General features: G+C 61.4%; 14 protein-coding genes. 1 reads left to right on the top strand and 13 read right to left on the bottom strand.

Annotated features, from left to right (window positions below):
• The 7 genes from AAC029_RS12840 to AAC029_RS12810 form a co-directional block, all read right to left on the bottom strand.
• The coding region (locus AAC029_RS12840) for an AMP-binding protein (RefSeq protein WP_339748403.1) at positions 1-552 on the bottom strand (552 nt) is incomplete at its 3' end.
• Positions 553-1,797 carry an acyl-CoA dehydrogenase family protein gene (locus tag AAC029_RS12835; protein WP_339748401.1) on the bottom strand — a complete coding sequence of 415 codons (1,245 nt, stop codon included), beginning with the start codon at positions 1,795-1,797 and terminating at the stop codon, positions 553-555.
• 56 nt (positions 1,798-1,853) lie between these two features.
• A complete protein-coding gene (locus AAC029_RS12830; protein WP_339748399.1) occupies positions 1,854-2,645 on the bottom strand; it encodes an SDR family NAD(P)-dependent oxidoreductase in 792 nt (263 codons plus the stop codon).
• 25 nt (positions 2,646-2,670) lie between these two features.
• Positions 2,671-3,810, bottom strand: a complete 1,140-nt coding sequence (locus tag AAC029_RS12825) for an acyl-CoA dehydrogenase family protein (RefSeq protein ID WP_339748397.1) — start codon at positions 3,808-3,810, stop codon at positions 2,671-2,673.
• Positions 3,811-3,821: 11 nt separating this feature from the next.
• Positions 3,822-4,997: an acyl-CoA dehydrogenase family protein gene (locus AAC029_RS12820; protein ID WP_339748395.1), complete on the bottom strand. Its 1,176-nt coding sequence runs from the start codon at positions 4,995-4,997 to the stop codon at positions 3,822-3,824.
• Positions 4,998-5,428: 431 nt separating this feature from the next.
• Positions 5,429-6,337 carry an acyl-CoA desaturase gene (locus AAC029_RS12815; RefSeq protein WP_339748393.1) on the bottom strand — a complete coding sequence of 303 codons (909 nt, stop codon included), beginning with the start codon at positions 6,335-6,337 and terminating at the stop codon, positions 5,429-5,431.
• Positions 6,338-6,426: 89 nt separating this feature from the next.
• Complete coding sequence (locus tag AAC029_RS12810; RefSeq protein ID WP_339748391.1) at positions 6,427-8,469, bottom strand: PAS domain-containing protein; 2,043 nt, start codon at positions 8,467-8,469, stop codon at positions 6,427-6,429.
• Between the two features lie 309 nt (positions 8,470-8,778).
• Here AAC029_RS12810 and AAC029_RS12805 point away from each other — a divergent pair, with 309 nt between their 5' ends.
• A complete protein-coding gene (locus AAC029_RS12805) occupies positions 8,779-8,994 on the top strand; it encodes a hypothetical protein (protein ID WP_339748389.1) in 216 nt (71 codons plus the stop codon).
• A 51-nt stretch (positions 8,995-9,045) separates the two neighbouring features.
• Here the strand turns inward: AAC029_RS12805 and ccmI are convergent, their stop codons facing one another.
• From ccmI to AAC029_RS12775, 6 genes are all read right to left on the bottom strand, one after another.
• Positions 9,046-9,876 carry a c-type cytochrome biogenesis protein CcmI gene (ccmI, locus tag AAC029_RS12800; protein WP_339748387.1) on the bottom strand — a complete coding sequence of 277 codons (831 nt, stop codon included), beginning with the start codon at positions 9,874-9,876 and terminating at the stop codon, positions 9,046-9,048.
• A complete protein-coding gene (locus AAC029_RS12795) occupies positions 9,876-10,343 on the bottom strand; it encodes a cytochrome c-type biogenesis protein (RefSeq protein ID WP_339748385.1) in 468 nt (155 codons plus the stop codon). Before AAC029_RS12795 ends, ccmI begins: the two co-directional genes overlap by 1 nt.
• The gene (locus AAC029_RS12790) at positions 10,340-10,876 is read right to left on the bottom strand and encodes a DsbE family thiol:disulfide interchange protein (protein ID WP_339748383.1); all 537 of its coding nucleotides are present in this window, start codon (positions 10,874-10,876) and stop codon (positions 10,340-10,342) included. The genes AAC029_RS12795 and AAC029_RS12790 overlap by 4 nt, the downstream gene beginning before the upstream one ends.
• Positions 10,873-12,867, bottom strand: a complete 1,995-nt coding sequence (locus AAC029_RS12785) for a heme lyase CcmF/NrfE family subunit (RefSeq protein WP_339748381.1) — start codon at positions 12,865-12,867, stop codon at positions 10,873-10,875. The genes AAC029_RS12790 and AAC029_RS12785 overlap by 4 nt, the downstream gene beginning before the upstream one ends.
• Before the next feature lie 72 nt (positions 12,868-12,939).
• Entirely contained in the window at positions 12,940-13,428 is a 489-nt protein-coding gene (locus tag AAC029_RS12780; RefSeq protein ID WP_339748379.1) for an ATP-binding protein, read from the bottom strand.
• A 228-nt stretch (positions 13,429-13,656) separates the two neighbouring features.
• Positions 13,657-14,472 (bottom strand): DNA/RNA non-specific endonuclease, encoded by an 816-nt coding sequence (locus tag AAC029_RS12775; protein WP_339748377.1) that lies wholly within the window; start codon positions 14,470-14,472, stop codon positions 13,657-13,659.
• Between the last annotated feature and the right edge of the window lie 77 nt (positions 14,473-14,549).

Here is a 14,549-nt window from a genome sequence, read left to right as displayed (position 1 = left end):
ATCGAATGTGTCGGTGCAGCCCTCCAGCCCCTCGCGGACACCGATCAGGGTCAGACCCAGCGTGTCACGATGTGGCAGCATGCGCTCGGCCTGACGCGCACCGGCGATGACGACCTTGGCGCCGCAATCGCGCAGGCCAAAACCAACCTCCTCACTGGTCCACCAGCCATTCATCGGCACCACGACGCCGCCCGCAGCGATAATGCCCAGGAAGCAGGCAGCCCATTCGGGACAATTACGCATCGCCAGCACGACGCGCGTGCCCGGCGTGACGCCATGACGCTCGATCAGGCCATTGGCCAACGCAACCGCCTTGCCGATCAGCTCGCCATAGGTCCAGCGCTGGTCCTCGAACACGATCGCGGTCCTGTCCTTGAACTCCATCGCTGCGGCCATGAGAAAGCGCAGATCCGGCGGCGCATTGACATAGCCGCATTGCCGGACGCCGAAATTCTCAATCTCACCGACGGCGAAGAGCGGTTCATTGGCGACGATGAATTCGACGACCTTGTCGACCTGGTCCCGCGAGGGTGCCGGTTTGCGATCCGCCATTCAGCCCTCCATCGCCTCGTTGACGTACCGTTTGAGCTCTTGGCGGGCGATCACCATGCGATGCACGGCATCGGGGCCGTCGGCAAAACGCAAGGTGCGCAGACCGACCCACATACTGGCCAGCGGCGTATCCTGCGACACACCGGTACCGCCATGCATTTGCATCGCCTCGTCAACCGTCTCCAGCGCCACGCGCGGGGCGATAACCTTGATCTGTGAGATGTAGGGCGCGGCCGCGCGGGCATCGCCCTGATCCATCATCCAAGCGGCTTTCAGACACAAGAGACGCGCCTGTTCGATCGCCATGCGGCGTTCGGCGATGATGTCTTTATTGGCACCCAGCTTGGCCAGTTTCTGACCGAAGGCGGTACGCGAGACGGCGCGGCGGCACATCAGTTCCAGGGCCCGCTCGGACTGGCCGATGGCGCGCATGCAGTGATGGATGCGGCCAGGTCCAAGTCGGCCTTGGGAAATCTCGAAGCCGCGGCCACGACCGAGGATGATCGTATCCTTGGGCACGCGCACATTGGAGAAACGTATATGCATATGGCCGTGTGGTGCGTCGTCATGACCAAACACCGTCATCGGACGCAACAGCTCGATTCCCGGCGTGGCGGCATCGACCAGGAATTGCGAATGACGGCCGTGGCGCGGCGCATCCTCGCCTTCGGTCCGTGCCATCAACACATAGACGGCACAGCGTGGATCGCCAGCACCAGAGGCCCAGTATTTCTCGCCGTTGAGGACCCACTCATCGCCCTCGAGAACGGCGGAGAAGGCAATATTGGTCGCGTCGGACGAGGCGACATCCGGCTCGGTCATCAGATAGGCCGAGCGCTTCTTGCCTTCGAGCAGATCGCTCAGCCAGCGCGTCTTTTGCGCGGTTGAGCCATAGCGCTCGATCACTTCCATATTGCCCGTATCCGGAGCGGAGCAATTGAACACTTCCGGCGCCAGGAAGGACCAACCCATCTCTTCGGCGAGATAGGCATATTCCAGCGTCGACAGGCCATAGCCCCGGTCAGATCCGGTCAGCCAGAAATTCCACAGCCCGCGCTCGCGCGCCTTGGCTTTCAAGGTCTCACGGATCTCGATCTGGCGCTCAGTGAAGACGAAACGATCGCCGCCCGGCGCCTTGCCGACCTCGGTGTGATATTCCTCCTCGAGCGGCAGGACCTCGTCGCGCACCATGGCGCGAACCTGCTCGATCAGCGGCCTGACCCGCTCGGAAATACCCAAATCCATCGTCTCTCTCCCGTGATTGTCTGGTTCTTGTGCGCTGCGCTTGTCGTAGTTTCAGTCTAAACCGGGCGGCCGCGATCACCCATCATCATGCGGCGAAATTTCCGCATTCCGCCGAGCCAGCGATCGCGCTGAGTCGCCCGCAACGCTTCGTATTCAGCGACTTTCGGGTGCGGGAAGGCGAGGAAATGCTTGTTTTCGATTGCCGCCAGCATGGCGTCGGCCACTTGGGATGGCTCGACAATGCCATCAGCGCCGGCGATGCCGCCATCCTCGCTGCCGCCGAGCATGGCGGTGCGGACGGCTTGCGGGCAAACACAAACAACCTGCAAACCGTCATCGCCATGCGCGACAGCCAGGCTTTCAGCGAAAGAGACAGCAGCGTGCTTGCTGGCGGTATAGGAGGACGCGCCGATCTGGGCCAACAGGCCGGCGGCCGAAGCGACGAGCACGAAGACGCCGCCGCCACGCGGTTTCATCCGTGGCCAGACCTGACGCGCGCCGCGAACAGCGCCCATCACATTGACCTCGAAACTGTCATGCCAAGCCTTGTCATTAGCCCCGGCCGCATCCCAGCTCGGTTCGTCGGTGCGCAAAATACCGGCATTGGAGACATAGACATCGACCGGCCCAAGACGGGTTTCGGTCTGGATGAGAAAGGCCGCAATATCGGCCTCCTTGGTGACATCAACCCGGGCGCCATAGCCGCCGAATGCCTTGGCGGCCTCCTCAGCTCCCTCCAGATCGGCGAGCGCGATTTTCGCACCGCGATCATAAAAGGCCTGCGCCATGGCCAAGCCAATCCCGCGGGCACCGCCCGTGATCGCGACCACTTTTCCCGTATAATCCATGCTGGGCCTCCCGACCGTGGCTAAGCTAGTATTTGCGCAAACGCGCGAATTTGTCGGTGTGGTAATTGGCATCACCATACAGCGCTTCAGCGACACGGACTCGCTTGATGAAGAAGCCGATATCGTATTCGTCCGTCATGCCGATACCGCCATGCATCTGGATCGCCTCACGCGCCGAGAGCTGGGCGACCTGACCCAGTTTCGACTTCGCGGCCGAAACCATCATCGCCGCATGGTCGGGCGCTAAGTCCAGCGTCTGCAAAGCCTTGAGGACGATGGATTTGCCGAGTTCAATCTCGGTATAGAGATGCGCAGCGCGATGCTGAAGCGCCTGATAGGTGCCGATAATCTCGCCGAACTGCTTGCGCTCGCGCAGATAGCCCAATGTCTGAGCCAGGCATTCCTGCGCCGAGCCCGACATTTCCGCTGCCAGACCGGCACGGCCGGCATCAAGCACCGCTTCCAGCGCCGTATAGCCGCCATCGACTTCACCGAGCACGGCGTCGGCGGTGACTTCGACGCCTTCCAGCGTGATCGCTGCCGAATTGCGGCTATCGATCATCGAGGCGCGTTCAACCGAGACGCCTGCCGCTTCGCGGGGCACCAGGAAAAGCGTGACGCCGTCAGCCTCACCCTCAGCACCGGCGGTACGAGCCGAGACGATCAACATATCGGCGACATGGCCATCGGCGATAAAGGTCTTGCTACCATCGAGCCTGAAACCGTTCCCGGAACGCTGTGCCGTCGTGGCCACATTCGACGGGTTATGTTTGTGGGTCTCGTCGACTGCCAAAGCGGTGAGAAACTCGCCTGCCGCCAGACGTGGCAGGAACTCAGCCTTCTGCGCCTCACTGCCGAAGCGCGACAAGGCAGTAGCGCCCATGATACCGGTCGACAGGAAGGGCGAGGCCGTCAGCGTGCGGCCCATTTCCTCAGCGATGACGCCGGCGGCGACATGGCCCATGGCAACGCCGCCATGTTCCTCGGGCACGAGCACGCTGGCCCAGCCCATCTCGGCCATGTCCTTCCAGCTCTTGCGGTCGAAGCCGTCGGCACTGTCGATATCGCGCAATTTGCGCAATTGGCTGATCGGCGCCGATGTCTTGAGATAGCCCTTGGCGGCATCCTTGAGCATGCCTTGTTCTTCGTTCAGCAGCATTGCCATGTGATGTCTCCTCAGGCGCTCGGCAGGTCGAGAATGCGTTTGGAAATGATGTTGAGCTGGACCTCGGAGGTTCCGCCCTCGATCGAATTGGCCTTGGTGCGCAACCAGTGCCGCGCCACATCGCCATCACCATCCCATTCCAGAGCGTCATGGCCAGAGCCATCCATCATCAATTCGAGGCGGCGCTTGTTCAGCTCGGTGCCGTAATATTTCAGCATGGAGGAATTGGCGCCGACGCCCTGGCCCGACTTGGCCTCTTCGGTGACGCGCTCCAACGTCGACAGGAAGGCCAGACCATCGATCTCGGCCCGTGCGACATCCGTGCGCAGGATCGGATCGGCCAGTTGGCCATGCTCATTGAGACCGACCTGCTGGATCGCGACATCACCCATCGGCCGCATCGCACCGGATCCGGCTCCGGTGCCACCAATCATTTCACGCTCATGGGTGAGCAAGTATTTGGCGATCGTCCAACCCTTGTTGAGATCGCCGACGAGGTTTTTCTTCTCGGCGCGGGCATCATCGAAGAAAGTCTCGCAGAAGGGCGATTTGCCAGAGATCAACTTGATCGGCTTGGTGGTGACACCGGCCTGATCCATGTCGACGAGGATGAAGCTGATACCCTCATGCTTCTTGGCGGCAAAATCGGTGCGGACCAGCACGAAAATCCAGTCGGCCTGATCGGCATAAGAGGTCCAGATTTTCTGACCATTGACCAGGTAATGATCGCCCTGATCTTCGCATCTTGTCATCAAGGCGGCGAGGTCCGAGCCGGCATTGGGCTCCGAGTAACCCTGGGCCCAGCGGATCTCGCCGCGGGCGATCTTGGGAAGATGTTCGAGCTTTTGCTCTTCATTGCCGTATTTCAAAAGCGCTGGCCCGAGCATCCAGATGCCGAAGGAAAGCAAGGGCGAGCGCGCCTTGATGCGTCCCATTTCTTCGCGCAAAACCTTGGCCTCGGCTTTGGACAAACCGCCGCCGCCATAAGCCGTCGGCCATTCCGGCACGGTCCAGCCCTTGGCGGCCATGCGGTCAAGCCAGGTTTTTTGTGCCTCCGACTGGAAGACCGGATTGCGCCCACCCCAAACGGCATCGCTTTCATCCTTCATCGGACGGCGCATTTCGGCCGGGCAATTGGCTTCAAGCCAAGCGCAGGTCTCGGCACGGAAAGTTTCAAGATCCGGCATTTATCTCCCCAATCTGTCGCAAGCTGTTCTCGTAATCGAACATTCGGTATGATACTTCTACCCAGACGCTAACGTCGAACGGCCACTCGGTCCATGCTTCAAAATGGCCTTTTCAGTTAAAAGTCAGCGCCAACGCAGCAGGGCTCAACTTCCGTTTTCGCATATACGGGATGCAAATTCGGTTCGGGGGCAGAAACCCGCGTCTCAGCCCGATCCGGCCGACATAAGGCCAGGCTAGGAGCTCGCAAGACGTGCCCCATAGCTTAAGCGATGCCGGGGCAGAAATCGAGCTTGATCGGGTCAGTTGAACGAAAACGCATGCCCGGCTTGGGCACACCGGCGAGCCATCGCGTATTCACTGGGTGCGTGGCGGACAAACAAAAGCCCCGGCAGGCTTGCCGGGGCTCAAAGATTTGCAAGCTGCAGACGCGTCACGCGAATTGCGGTGCGATCTCCAGATTCTTTGCCAGTCCAAGCCGGCGCAGCACCAGCAACATGGTGCCGTTATAATCGACAATCCGGTTCCAGATCCCACGCTTGGGCAAATGCAGCGCGCTGCGCGGAAATTCATGATGATGATCGTGCAGGGCTTCGCCGCCGGTCAGCAGCGCCAGCAGATAATCGACCCATTTTGGCGTATCCATATGGCCGAACACATTCACGCCCAGCGTGGTGGCGTGGAACTGGATGCCGCGGCCGATAATGACGCAGGCATGCAGCAAGGCGAGCAAGATCAGGGAGCCACCGCTCAGGGCCACGGCGAGGTAGATCAGCGCCGGAACCAGGAAATGCATCACCAGCGAGAGCGAGATGTGAAAACGGTCGGCGAACAGCACGACCTTGTTCTCCTTCAGCCACATCGGCATCGGGCGTTCCAGATCAGCCGCGTCGCGCCACAAAATCCAGCCCATCCAGGCCCAAACCTTGCTCTCGAGCGGATTATGCGGATCACCAGGATTATCCGCGAAGCGGTGATGCTGGGAATGGTAATTGACCCAGTCTTTCAACGATCCCTGCATGGCGAGAATGCAATTGAACATGAAGATCACCTGGGCCGGCCATTTGATCTCGCCGGCACGGTGCTGCCAGATCCGGTGCAGGGGACCGATTCCCATATTGCAGAGGAAAATCGTTGCCGCCATGACCCCGAGGCCGAGCGGTGCGTACCACCAGCGCAGGGTCAAACCGTCAAGTGCCAGGCCGAGCACGACCATCGTCACCAACAGCGCAAGCCCCAGAACGGGATAGAGAATAACCGAAAAAACACTGGCCCAGTTGAGCGTGCCCCATGTTCGGACAATCGCCATGGATCGCGTCATGGCAGCGTTATCAAGCTTCATAGGGTCAGACTCATTGTTGGATCGTGGTTGCGAGAAAGATGGGGCCGTCGCGGCGAAATGTCGATCATCTCACTGCATCAGGCACATCATTATTTACCATCGGCAGGTCCGGCTGGTTTCGTCTGTACCGCCGCCAGGCCATCGCCGGGCGCGAATGGCCAGTCGATCTGGATACGCGTGCCCTGGCCGGGCTCGCTCTCGGCCCAGATTCGGCCACCATGGCGTTCGGCCACACGCTGACACAGGGCGAGCCCGATCCCGGTGCCCGGATATTGGTCGCGCGGATGCAAGCGCTTGAAGATTTCAAACACCCGTTTTGCGTGGCGACTCGAAAAGCCAATTCCATTGTCCTCGACGCGCAGACGCCAACAGGCGCTCTCGTCCAACCGGTCGGCGAAGATGCGGATATGTGGCGCTGCATCGCTGCGATATTTCAGCGCATTGCTCAATAGATTCTGGAACAGCTGGTGCAACATCACGCGGTCGCCGAGCAGCACCGCATCGCTCTCACACTCGATGACGGCGCCGATTTCGCCGATCACAACCTCGAAATCATTGCTGACTTCCGCGATCAGGGCTGCGAGCGGAACCTCGTCAATTTTCATCGCATCATTGGATGACCGCGAATAGCCCAGCAGGTCCTGAACCAGTTGCCTTAGCCGCTGGGCACCATCAACCATGCGGTCGATCAGCACCCGGCCACGATCATCAAGCCGGTCGGAATAGTCGCGCGTCAGCAGGGCGCCGAAGCTGGAAATCTTGCGCAGGGGTTCTTGCAGGTCATGCGACGCGATGGCGGCGAATTGTTCCAGCTCCCGATTGGTCCGCTGCAACTCCTCGCCCTGTTGTTGAATTTGCAATTCGGCGGTCTTGCGAGCGGTGATGTCGTGACACGAGCCTGCCATGCGCACAGGCTGGCCCGCAGCGTCCCAAGCGGCCTGACCACGCGTATGCACCCAGATCGTCTGCCCATTGGGAAGGCGGGTGCGATATTCGATCCTGTAATCAGCTTTTCCGTCCAAATGGCTTTGCAGCAGCGCCATCACGGCCGGGCGATCCTCTTCGTGGATCCGTTCACCAAAACTCTCGATCGATTGGCGGGGCTGCGAGTCACCATCCCCCAACATGCTCAATAACTGGTCGGACCAGAACACTTCCCCTGACGCGACATCCCAATCCCAAATGCCAACGCCGGTTCCCTTGACCGCGAGCTCATAGCGTTCTTCGCTCTTCAACAGCGCGCTGTCGGCCAACTTCCGGGAGGTGATATCGTCGACCGAGCCAGCCATACGTTGCGGCACACCGAATGAATCCCAATCCGCCTGACCGCGGGCATGAACCCAGATATAGTCACCATCCTGCCGGCGCAGCCTGTATTCGATGTCATACGGCTCACGGCGCTCAAGATGCGCCTGAATCGCTTCGGCAATTCGCGCACGATCATCGGGGTGTTGCCGGGCCTGAAACCCCTGGATCGTACGATCCACATCCTTGCCATCGAGGTCCAGTATCTCCAGGTAACGTGGCGACCAGAAAATGGCGTCCGTGCGCACATCCCACTCCCAAAAGCCGACACTTGAACCGCGCATGGCCAGTTCAAAACGCTGTTCGGCGCGTTGCAGTGAAAGATGATGCCCGACCAGGGCCGCCGCCACATCCAACACCTCCCCATCGCCCGCGTCGAAGGCAACACTTCGAGCCTCGGACGCCGTCACATTCAGTGTGCCCAGAAATTGTCCTCCCACCCTGATCGGTGCGCCGGCATATGTCAGCGCATTGCCGGTGAGCAATCCGGGATAGGTTGAAAAATCCCCCTCCTGTCGGCATACGGCCAGAACGGATTGGCTCTGCGCAACTACTTGCTCGCACCAACTGCCGGCCAATGGCAGCACATCACCGACATGATAGACGTCGGTATCATCGATCAGGCATTTGACGGAATAGAGCCCGGAATCAATCAGGCAGACGGCGACGCGCGGCAGATCAAAATAGGTCTTGAGACGTTGCAGAATTTCGCCGATTGCGCGGTCATGGTCGGACTCGCCGACCGTGCCCAAGCGAACCAGATCGAGAATCGCCCGGTGCGCGTCCGTTTGGTCCGATGCATCGCGCTTGTTCTGTTCTGTCGGCATCGAGCATCCATCTGGAAGATTGGCTTCGATTCACCCGAATCGGGCCTGTTTGCCGCGCACGTTATAGCGACAGTCTTTCGCATTTCCAAAGCCAGAGCTGGCGGTATTGCAATCTTTTATGACCGGTTGCGATTGCACGCCCGCGCCGCTCTCCGGCGTTTGACCGGTCGATCATCGTCGAAAACCCGCTTTCCGATCCGATATATCGTGAAAAACCGACCGTTTTATCGATCCTCGGGATGGACCGGCCAGCAATATTAAGGTTCTGTAATGCATCACCTGTGGTGAGTCACGGCTGGGGAGGCGTTGATGAAAAACGGTATATATGTGCTCGCAGCGGTCGCGGGGGCCTGGATGATTGCCATGGCCTGCCCTGCGACGGTCCGCGATCAGATCGCAAATGCGACACAGCTACCCGACCAAGTCCAGATTGAAGCCGACCGGCAACTCGAAATGTTCGTCAGCTGGGTGCGCGACGATGGGGCACGTCCGGTGCAGAATTTTCAGGACCGCGATCTTAACTGACACAGTCGGCTGTTCAGTATTCACCCCGCCCCTAACTCACTCGCAAGGGCCCTATTCCGGCTCGTGGGTTTCCGCTTGAGGCGTGAGCGCGGCCAGCCTCGCCTCGATCATGCCGCGATAGGCGGCATCCGGCGGCGCCCCGGCCAATAGAGCCTGCCAAGCCGCAATCGCCGCCTCGGTCTCACCCGATTGATACAGCGCCTCAGCCATGAAGAAGCGCGCCCGCACATCCGTTGGATCGACATCGAGGGCACGGGCAAAGGCTTCACGCGCCGCCGGCGTCATCGTACCATTCGCATCAAACAAGAGCGCTTGACCGAGCGAGGCGAACAGGAAGGCCGAGTCCGGCACAATGTTGATCGCCTGATCGAAGGCATTGGCTGCCTCGCTATAGCGGCCAAGGCTGAGATAGGCTTGGCCGAGCACGGCCCAGCCTTGGGCGTCGCCGGGATTCGCCGCCATCTGCGCCGCCAGGGCTTCGACCTGGTCGAGCACATCGCGCATCTCGGCCGAGACCTCAACTGGCGCCGGCTCGTCTGCGACCAGCGGCTGCGGCGTGCCGACCATCATATAGATCGCGACCGCCGCCATGCCGCCAAGCCCACAGGCGATGATCGCCACTTGGCGCAGCAGCGGGCTCGGCCGTTCCTCAGTGTCGGCCTGCCCGGACGCCGCCAGCAGGCGGCGCTTGATGTCGATCTCAGCTGCGCGCACTTCGTCGGGGGCGATCAGGCCGAGTTCGCCGTCGCGCTTCAATTCCTCGAGCTGGCCCGCGAAGGCACCCAGCCCGTCATCCTCGGTCTCCGTCTTGCGGCGCATGAAGGGCAGCACCAGAGCAGCGACGGTCAGGCTGGCCATTACGGCAATCAGGATCCACAGCATTACTGGCCCTCCTCATCCATCAGGGCGGCCAGTTCGGCCTCTTCTTCCGGGCTCAGCTCGGACGCCAGCCCGCGGGCCTGACGCCGGACATAGACGACGATCAACACACCGCCCAGCAGCAGAATGAAAAACGGCAAGCCCCAAAGTACCAGCGTATTGGCTTGCAAGGGCGGCAGCATCAGCACGTAATCGCCATAGCGCGCCTGCATATAGTCGAGAATTTCAGCGTCGGTATCGCCAGCGACGAGGCGTTCGCGCACGACGATGCGCATGTCCTGCGCCAGCGACGCGCCGGATTCGTCAATGCTCTGGCTTTGGCAGACGACGCAGCGCAATTGTGTGTAGAGCCCGCGCGCCCGGTGTTCCGTCGCGGCATCGGCAAAAGCCTCGTCCGGCGATGGCGCGGCCAAGGCGGCAGATGTCAGAGCCAAAGCGAGAGCGAGGCAGGCGATCAGAGCGCGCATCATGAGGCGTCCAGCTCCCGGATCAGGGGCAGGATCGTCTCGGTCCAATCCGCTTGAGTGATCATACCGACATGGCGGTAGCGCACGCGCCCCGCGGCATCGACCAGGAAGCTTTCCGGCGCGCCGGTTATGCCCAGATCAATCGCCAGATGGCTCTCCGGGTCGAGACCGACGGCGGTATAGGGATTGCCATGACGCGCCAGCCAAGCGGCACCGGCCTCGGGCGTGTCGCGCCAATCAACGCCATAGATCGGCACGACGCCGCTGCGGGCAATCTGCATCAACATCGGGTGTTCAATCGCACACGGCGGACACCAGGACCCGAACACATTGACCAGACTGACATGCCCGGCCAGATCGGCATTCGACAGGCCCTGCTCGCTACCGGCAACCGGGGCCAGATCAAAGGCCGGCAAAGGTTCGTCGATCAATTGCGACGGGATCGCGCTGGGATCTTCGCGCAGCCCCATGCCGAAATACAACGCCATCACGGCGAACACGACCAGCGGGATAAAGGCGAGCCAGCGTCCCATCATCCCATCCCCCCTTCGTAGGACGGCGCCGGTTTGCGCGCTGCCGGAATACGCGCTGAGAGCGCCCGCCGGCCGCGATCACCGATCGCCAGGAGTCCGCCAAGCGCCAACAGGGCCGAACCGATCCACAGCCAGATCGCCAGCGGGTAGAGATAGGCATGAACCGGCCAACCGCGCCCCTCAATGCCCTCACCAATGGTGGCGTAGAGGTCGCCGTCGAGCCGGGTGCGGATCGCCGATTCCGTGGTCGTCATTTCGCGCACAGGGTAGAAGCGCCGTTCAGCGATCATCTGACCGAGTTCGCGGCCATTTCGCGAAACCGCCAGCGTGCCGGCTTGAGAGACGAAGTTTTCGCGGTCGCTGCGCACGACATCGACCAGTTCAATCGAATAACCATCCAGTTCCAGCGACTGGCCGGGCATCAGGAAAGCGCTGGTTTCGTCCTTCCAAGCGCTGACGCCGGTGACCGCGAAGATCAGCACGGCGAGCCCGAAATGCGCCACCGTCATCGCCCAGACACCGGCCGGCAGGCGTTTGGCCCGGGCCCAGCTGGCGGCGAAATCGATCTCAAACAATTTCACGCGCGATTTGAGATCGAGCAATACCCCCAGCCCGACCCAGACGGCCAGCGCGGTACCGATCGCACCGGCAATCGCTTCGCGTTCGGCAACCCACAAAGCGATCAGGCCGGCGGCGATCGCGGCGATGAAGGCTGGTGTCAGCTTTTTGGCAATCGGACCAAGCTTGCCACGCTTCCAGGCCAGCATGACGCTGACCGGGACCAGCAGGAATAACACCGCCATCATCGGGATGAAGGTGGCGTGATAAAATGGCGCCCCGATCGAGATCGTCTCATCGGAGACGGTGGTGATGAAGAGCGGATAGAAAGTGCCGAAGAAAACCAGAGCACATGCGGCGGCGAGGAAGAGATTGTTGACCAGAAGCGTGCTCTCGCGGCTGACTTCGGCAAACACGCCGGTCGGTTTGAGCTGGCCGGCGCGCAGACCGTACAGCGTCAACGAGCCGCCAATCACCAGGATCAGGATGCCGAGAATGAAGACACCGCGTTCCGGATCGACGGCGAAAGCATGCACCGATGTCAGCACGCCTGACCGCACCAGGAATGTGCCCGCCAGCGACAGCGAAAACGCGATCAAGGCCAGCAGGATCGTCCAAGCCTTGAGCGTGTCGCGCTTTTCCATCACCCGCAACGAGTGGATAAAGGCCGTGCCCGCCAGCCAAGGCATAAGCGAGGCATTTTCGACTGGGTCCCAAGCCCACCAGCCGCCCCAGCCCAGTTCGTAATAGGCCCAGCTGGCGCCCAGCGCGATGCCGATCGTGAGGAAGGTCCAGGCGGTCAGCGCCCACGGCCGCACGATCCGGGCCCAGCGCGCATCGACACGCCCTTCGATCAGGGCCGCAACGGCAAAGGAGAAGGTGATCGAAAACCCGACATAGCCGGCATAGAGCATCGGCGGATGCGAGGCCAAGCCGGGATCCTGCAGCAGCGGATTGAGGTCGGCGCCGTCGAGCGGCACCGGAAACAGCCGCGCGAACGGGTTGGAGGTGAAAATCAGGAAGGCGATGAAGGCGGCCGTGATCAGCGACTGCACCGAAAAGGTCAGCGTGATCAGCCGCGGCGCCACATGCTGCCCCAGCAAGGAAAGCGCCGCCGTATAGCCCGTCAGGATCAGCGCCCATAGCAGCATCGAGCCCTCATGATTGCCCCAGACGCCGGAGAGCTTGTAAATCATGGGCTTCAGCGTGTGTGAGTTCTGCGCCACCACCATCACGGAAAAATCCGAGACCGCAAACAGTGCCGTCAGACAGGCAAAGGCCGAGGCCACCAGCACAAACTGGACAATCGCCCCCGAGCGCGCAAAGCGATGGAAGACCGGATCGCGCACCGCCACCCCGGTGAAACCGAGCACGGCCTGCAAGAGCGCAACGACAAAAGCGAGAATGAGGGCGGCCTGGCCGAGTTCAGCGATCATAACTGGTTGGTCTTACGAGACGCGCGCCGCGTCAAGGGTCTGGGTGTCGCAGGGGGCAAACAGTTGGGACACTCAGGCCTCGTAACGGATCACATCAAACCCCTCCTCCGCGCCTGGTGGCACGAAATAGCGCGTAAACAGGTCGAACTCTGTTTCGCTGGCCTGATAGGCATGATCGGCCGCAGCATTGCGATCACGCAGCCGCGCCTTGCAGACCTCATCGCTCACATCGAGCCAGTGCAGCGTGTGCGCCGCACTGCTCGCATCAAGGATGGATCGCATCCAGCTGCGCGGGGGCAGGGTATTGGCCGGAAAGTCCAGCACCACGCTGACGCCGGCGCGCAGCAAGGCCGCGATATGATCGCCCATCACGGCGCGCAGCCGGGTTGAACACCGCGCATAATCGGCCAGCTTTACGATCTCCCCAGGCCAGAGCGTCGAGAGCCACAGATCTTCGCTGAGCAGTATTGTCCCGCGGGCCTCGGCAAGCCGGGCGCAAAGGGTGGATTTGCCGGCGGCGATCTTGCCGCAGACGAGATGAAGTTGGGCAGGTGTGGGCATGAGCATTCACTCGCAAGTGTCGATGCCGATACCGGCATCCAGTCAAATCAATCACGGAAATCCGGCTCGCCATGCGAGACCGGGCCCGTAATTCGCTGCGCCGCTATGGCGCGCGCAGGTCTGACAACAAACAGGCTCATAGGCGGGAGAATAGGCCCGCCGCCTCACCCCGGCAAGGCGCGGTCCGGCTTCATCTCGCTCAACCAACCGCCAGCCCCTTATAGCGCCTCACACCGCAACGCAGCCCAGCGCGACGCGCACATCACCGCCGGGCCCGCTAACGGAACCGATCATCAGATCCAGCCCGGTGCGCTGTTCGATCTCATTGATCGAGACGGAGTGATCACAATAGTCCGCGTCGCGCAGTGTGGATTGATCAAAGATAAAGCCCGCCGAGTTACCCGCCGCATCGATCACCAGCTTCCAATAGGCGGACGGCACCGAATGCGGCTCGCCCGCATTGCCCAGCGCCGGCATGTCGCGCTCATAGAGCGGTCCGGTCAGCACGTAGAGTTCACGCCGCGTCCAGGCGATATCACGCACAGCGGTCTCCAGTGCCACCCATGCGCCCTGATTGAGCGCCGCAGTCTGCGGTGTGATGTTGGAATAGATATTGGTAGAGCGCCAAAACGGTGTCCCGGCGAAAGAGGCCAAGGGTGCCTGGTGGCCGCGATCATAGCCCGACGCCCGATTGGCGCCCTGATAATCGTCGCGCGCGCCGCGGCCAGCCTCCAACGTCTCGTCCTCGTCGAGGAACTCATCACTGCGCCAATTGCGGTTCAGATCCGCCGACGATCCCATCGTCTCACGCGTCACCCGGTAGGCAACCCAGTCGGCCAGCTTGGTGGCGTCATTGGAGGACAGCGCATAAATCTCACGCACGATCAGATCATTGCTGACCGGCGTCCCGCTCGGGCACGCGCCGCGATAGCAGTGCACGATATGGATTTCCTGGGCACCGGCCGACAGCGCCGACACCAAAGCCACGACCAAGGCCGCGATAACCGGATTGCGCAATATCCCAGCCCCAACAACACGCCTCAAGGCGTAAGCCGCTTCGGCTACACGGGTCCAGCGACCGGCGCGCGGGGAAAGCGCGATTGAGCGCAGGGGTTGTGGAA

It is taken from the genome of uncultured Maricaulis sp. (assembly GCF_963975345.1).
Classification (GTDB): domain Bacteria; phylum Pseudomonadota; class Alphaproteobacteria; order Caulobacterales; family Maricaulaceae; genus Maricaulis.
This window is presented reverse-complemented; position numbering and strand designations above follow the sequence as displayed.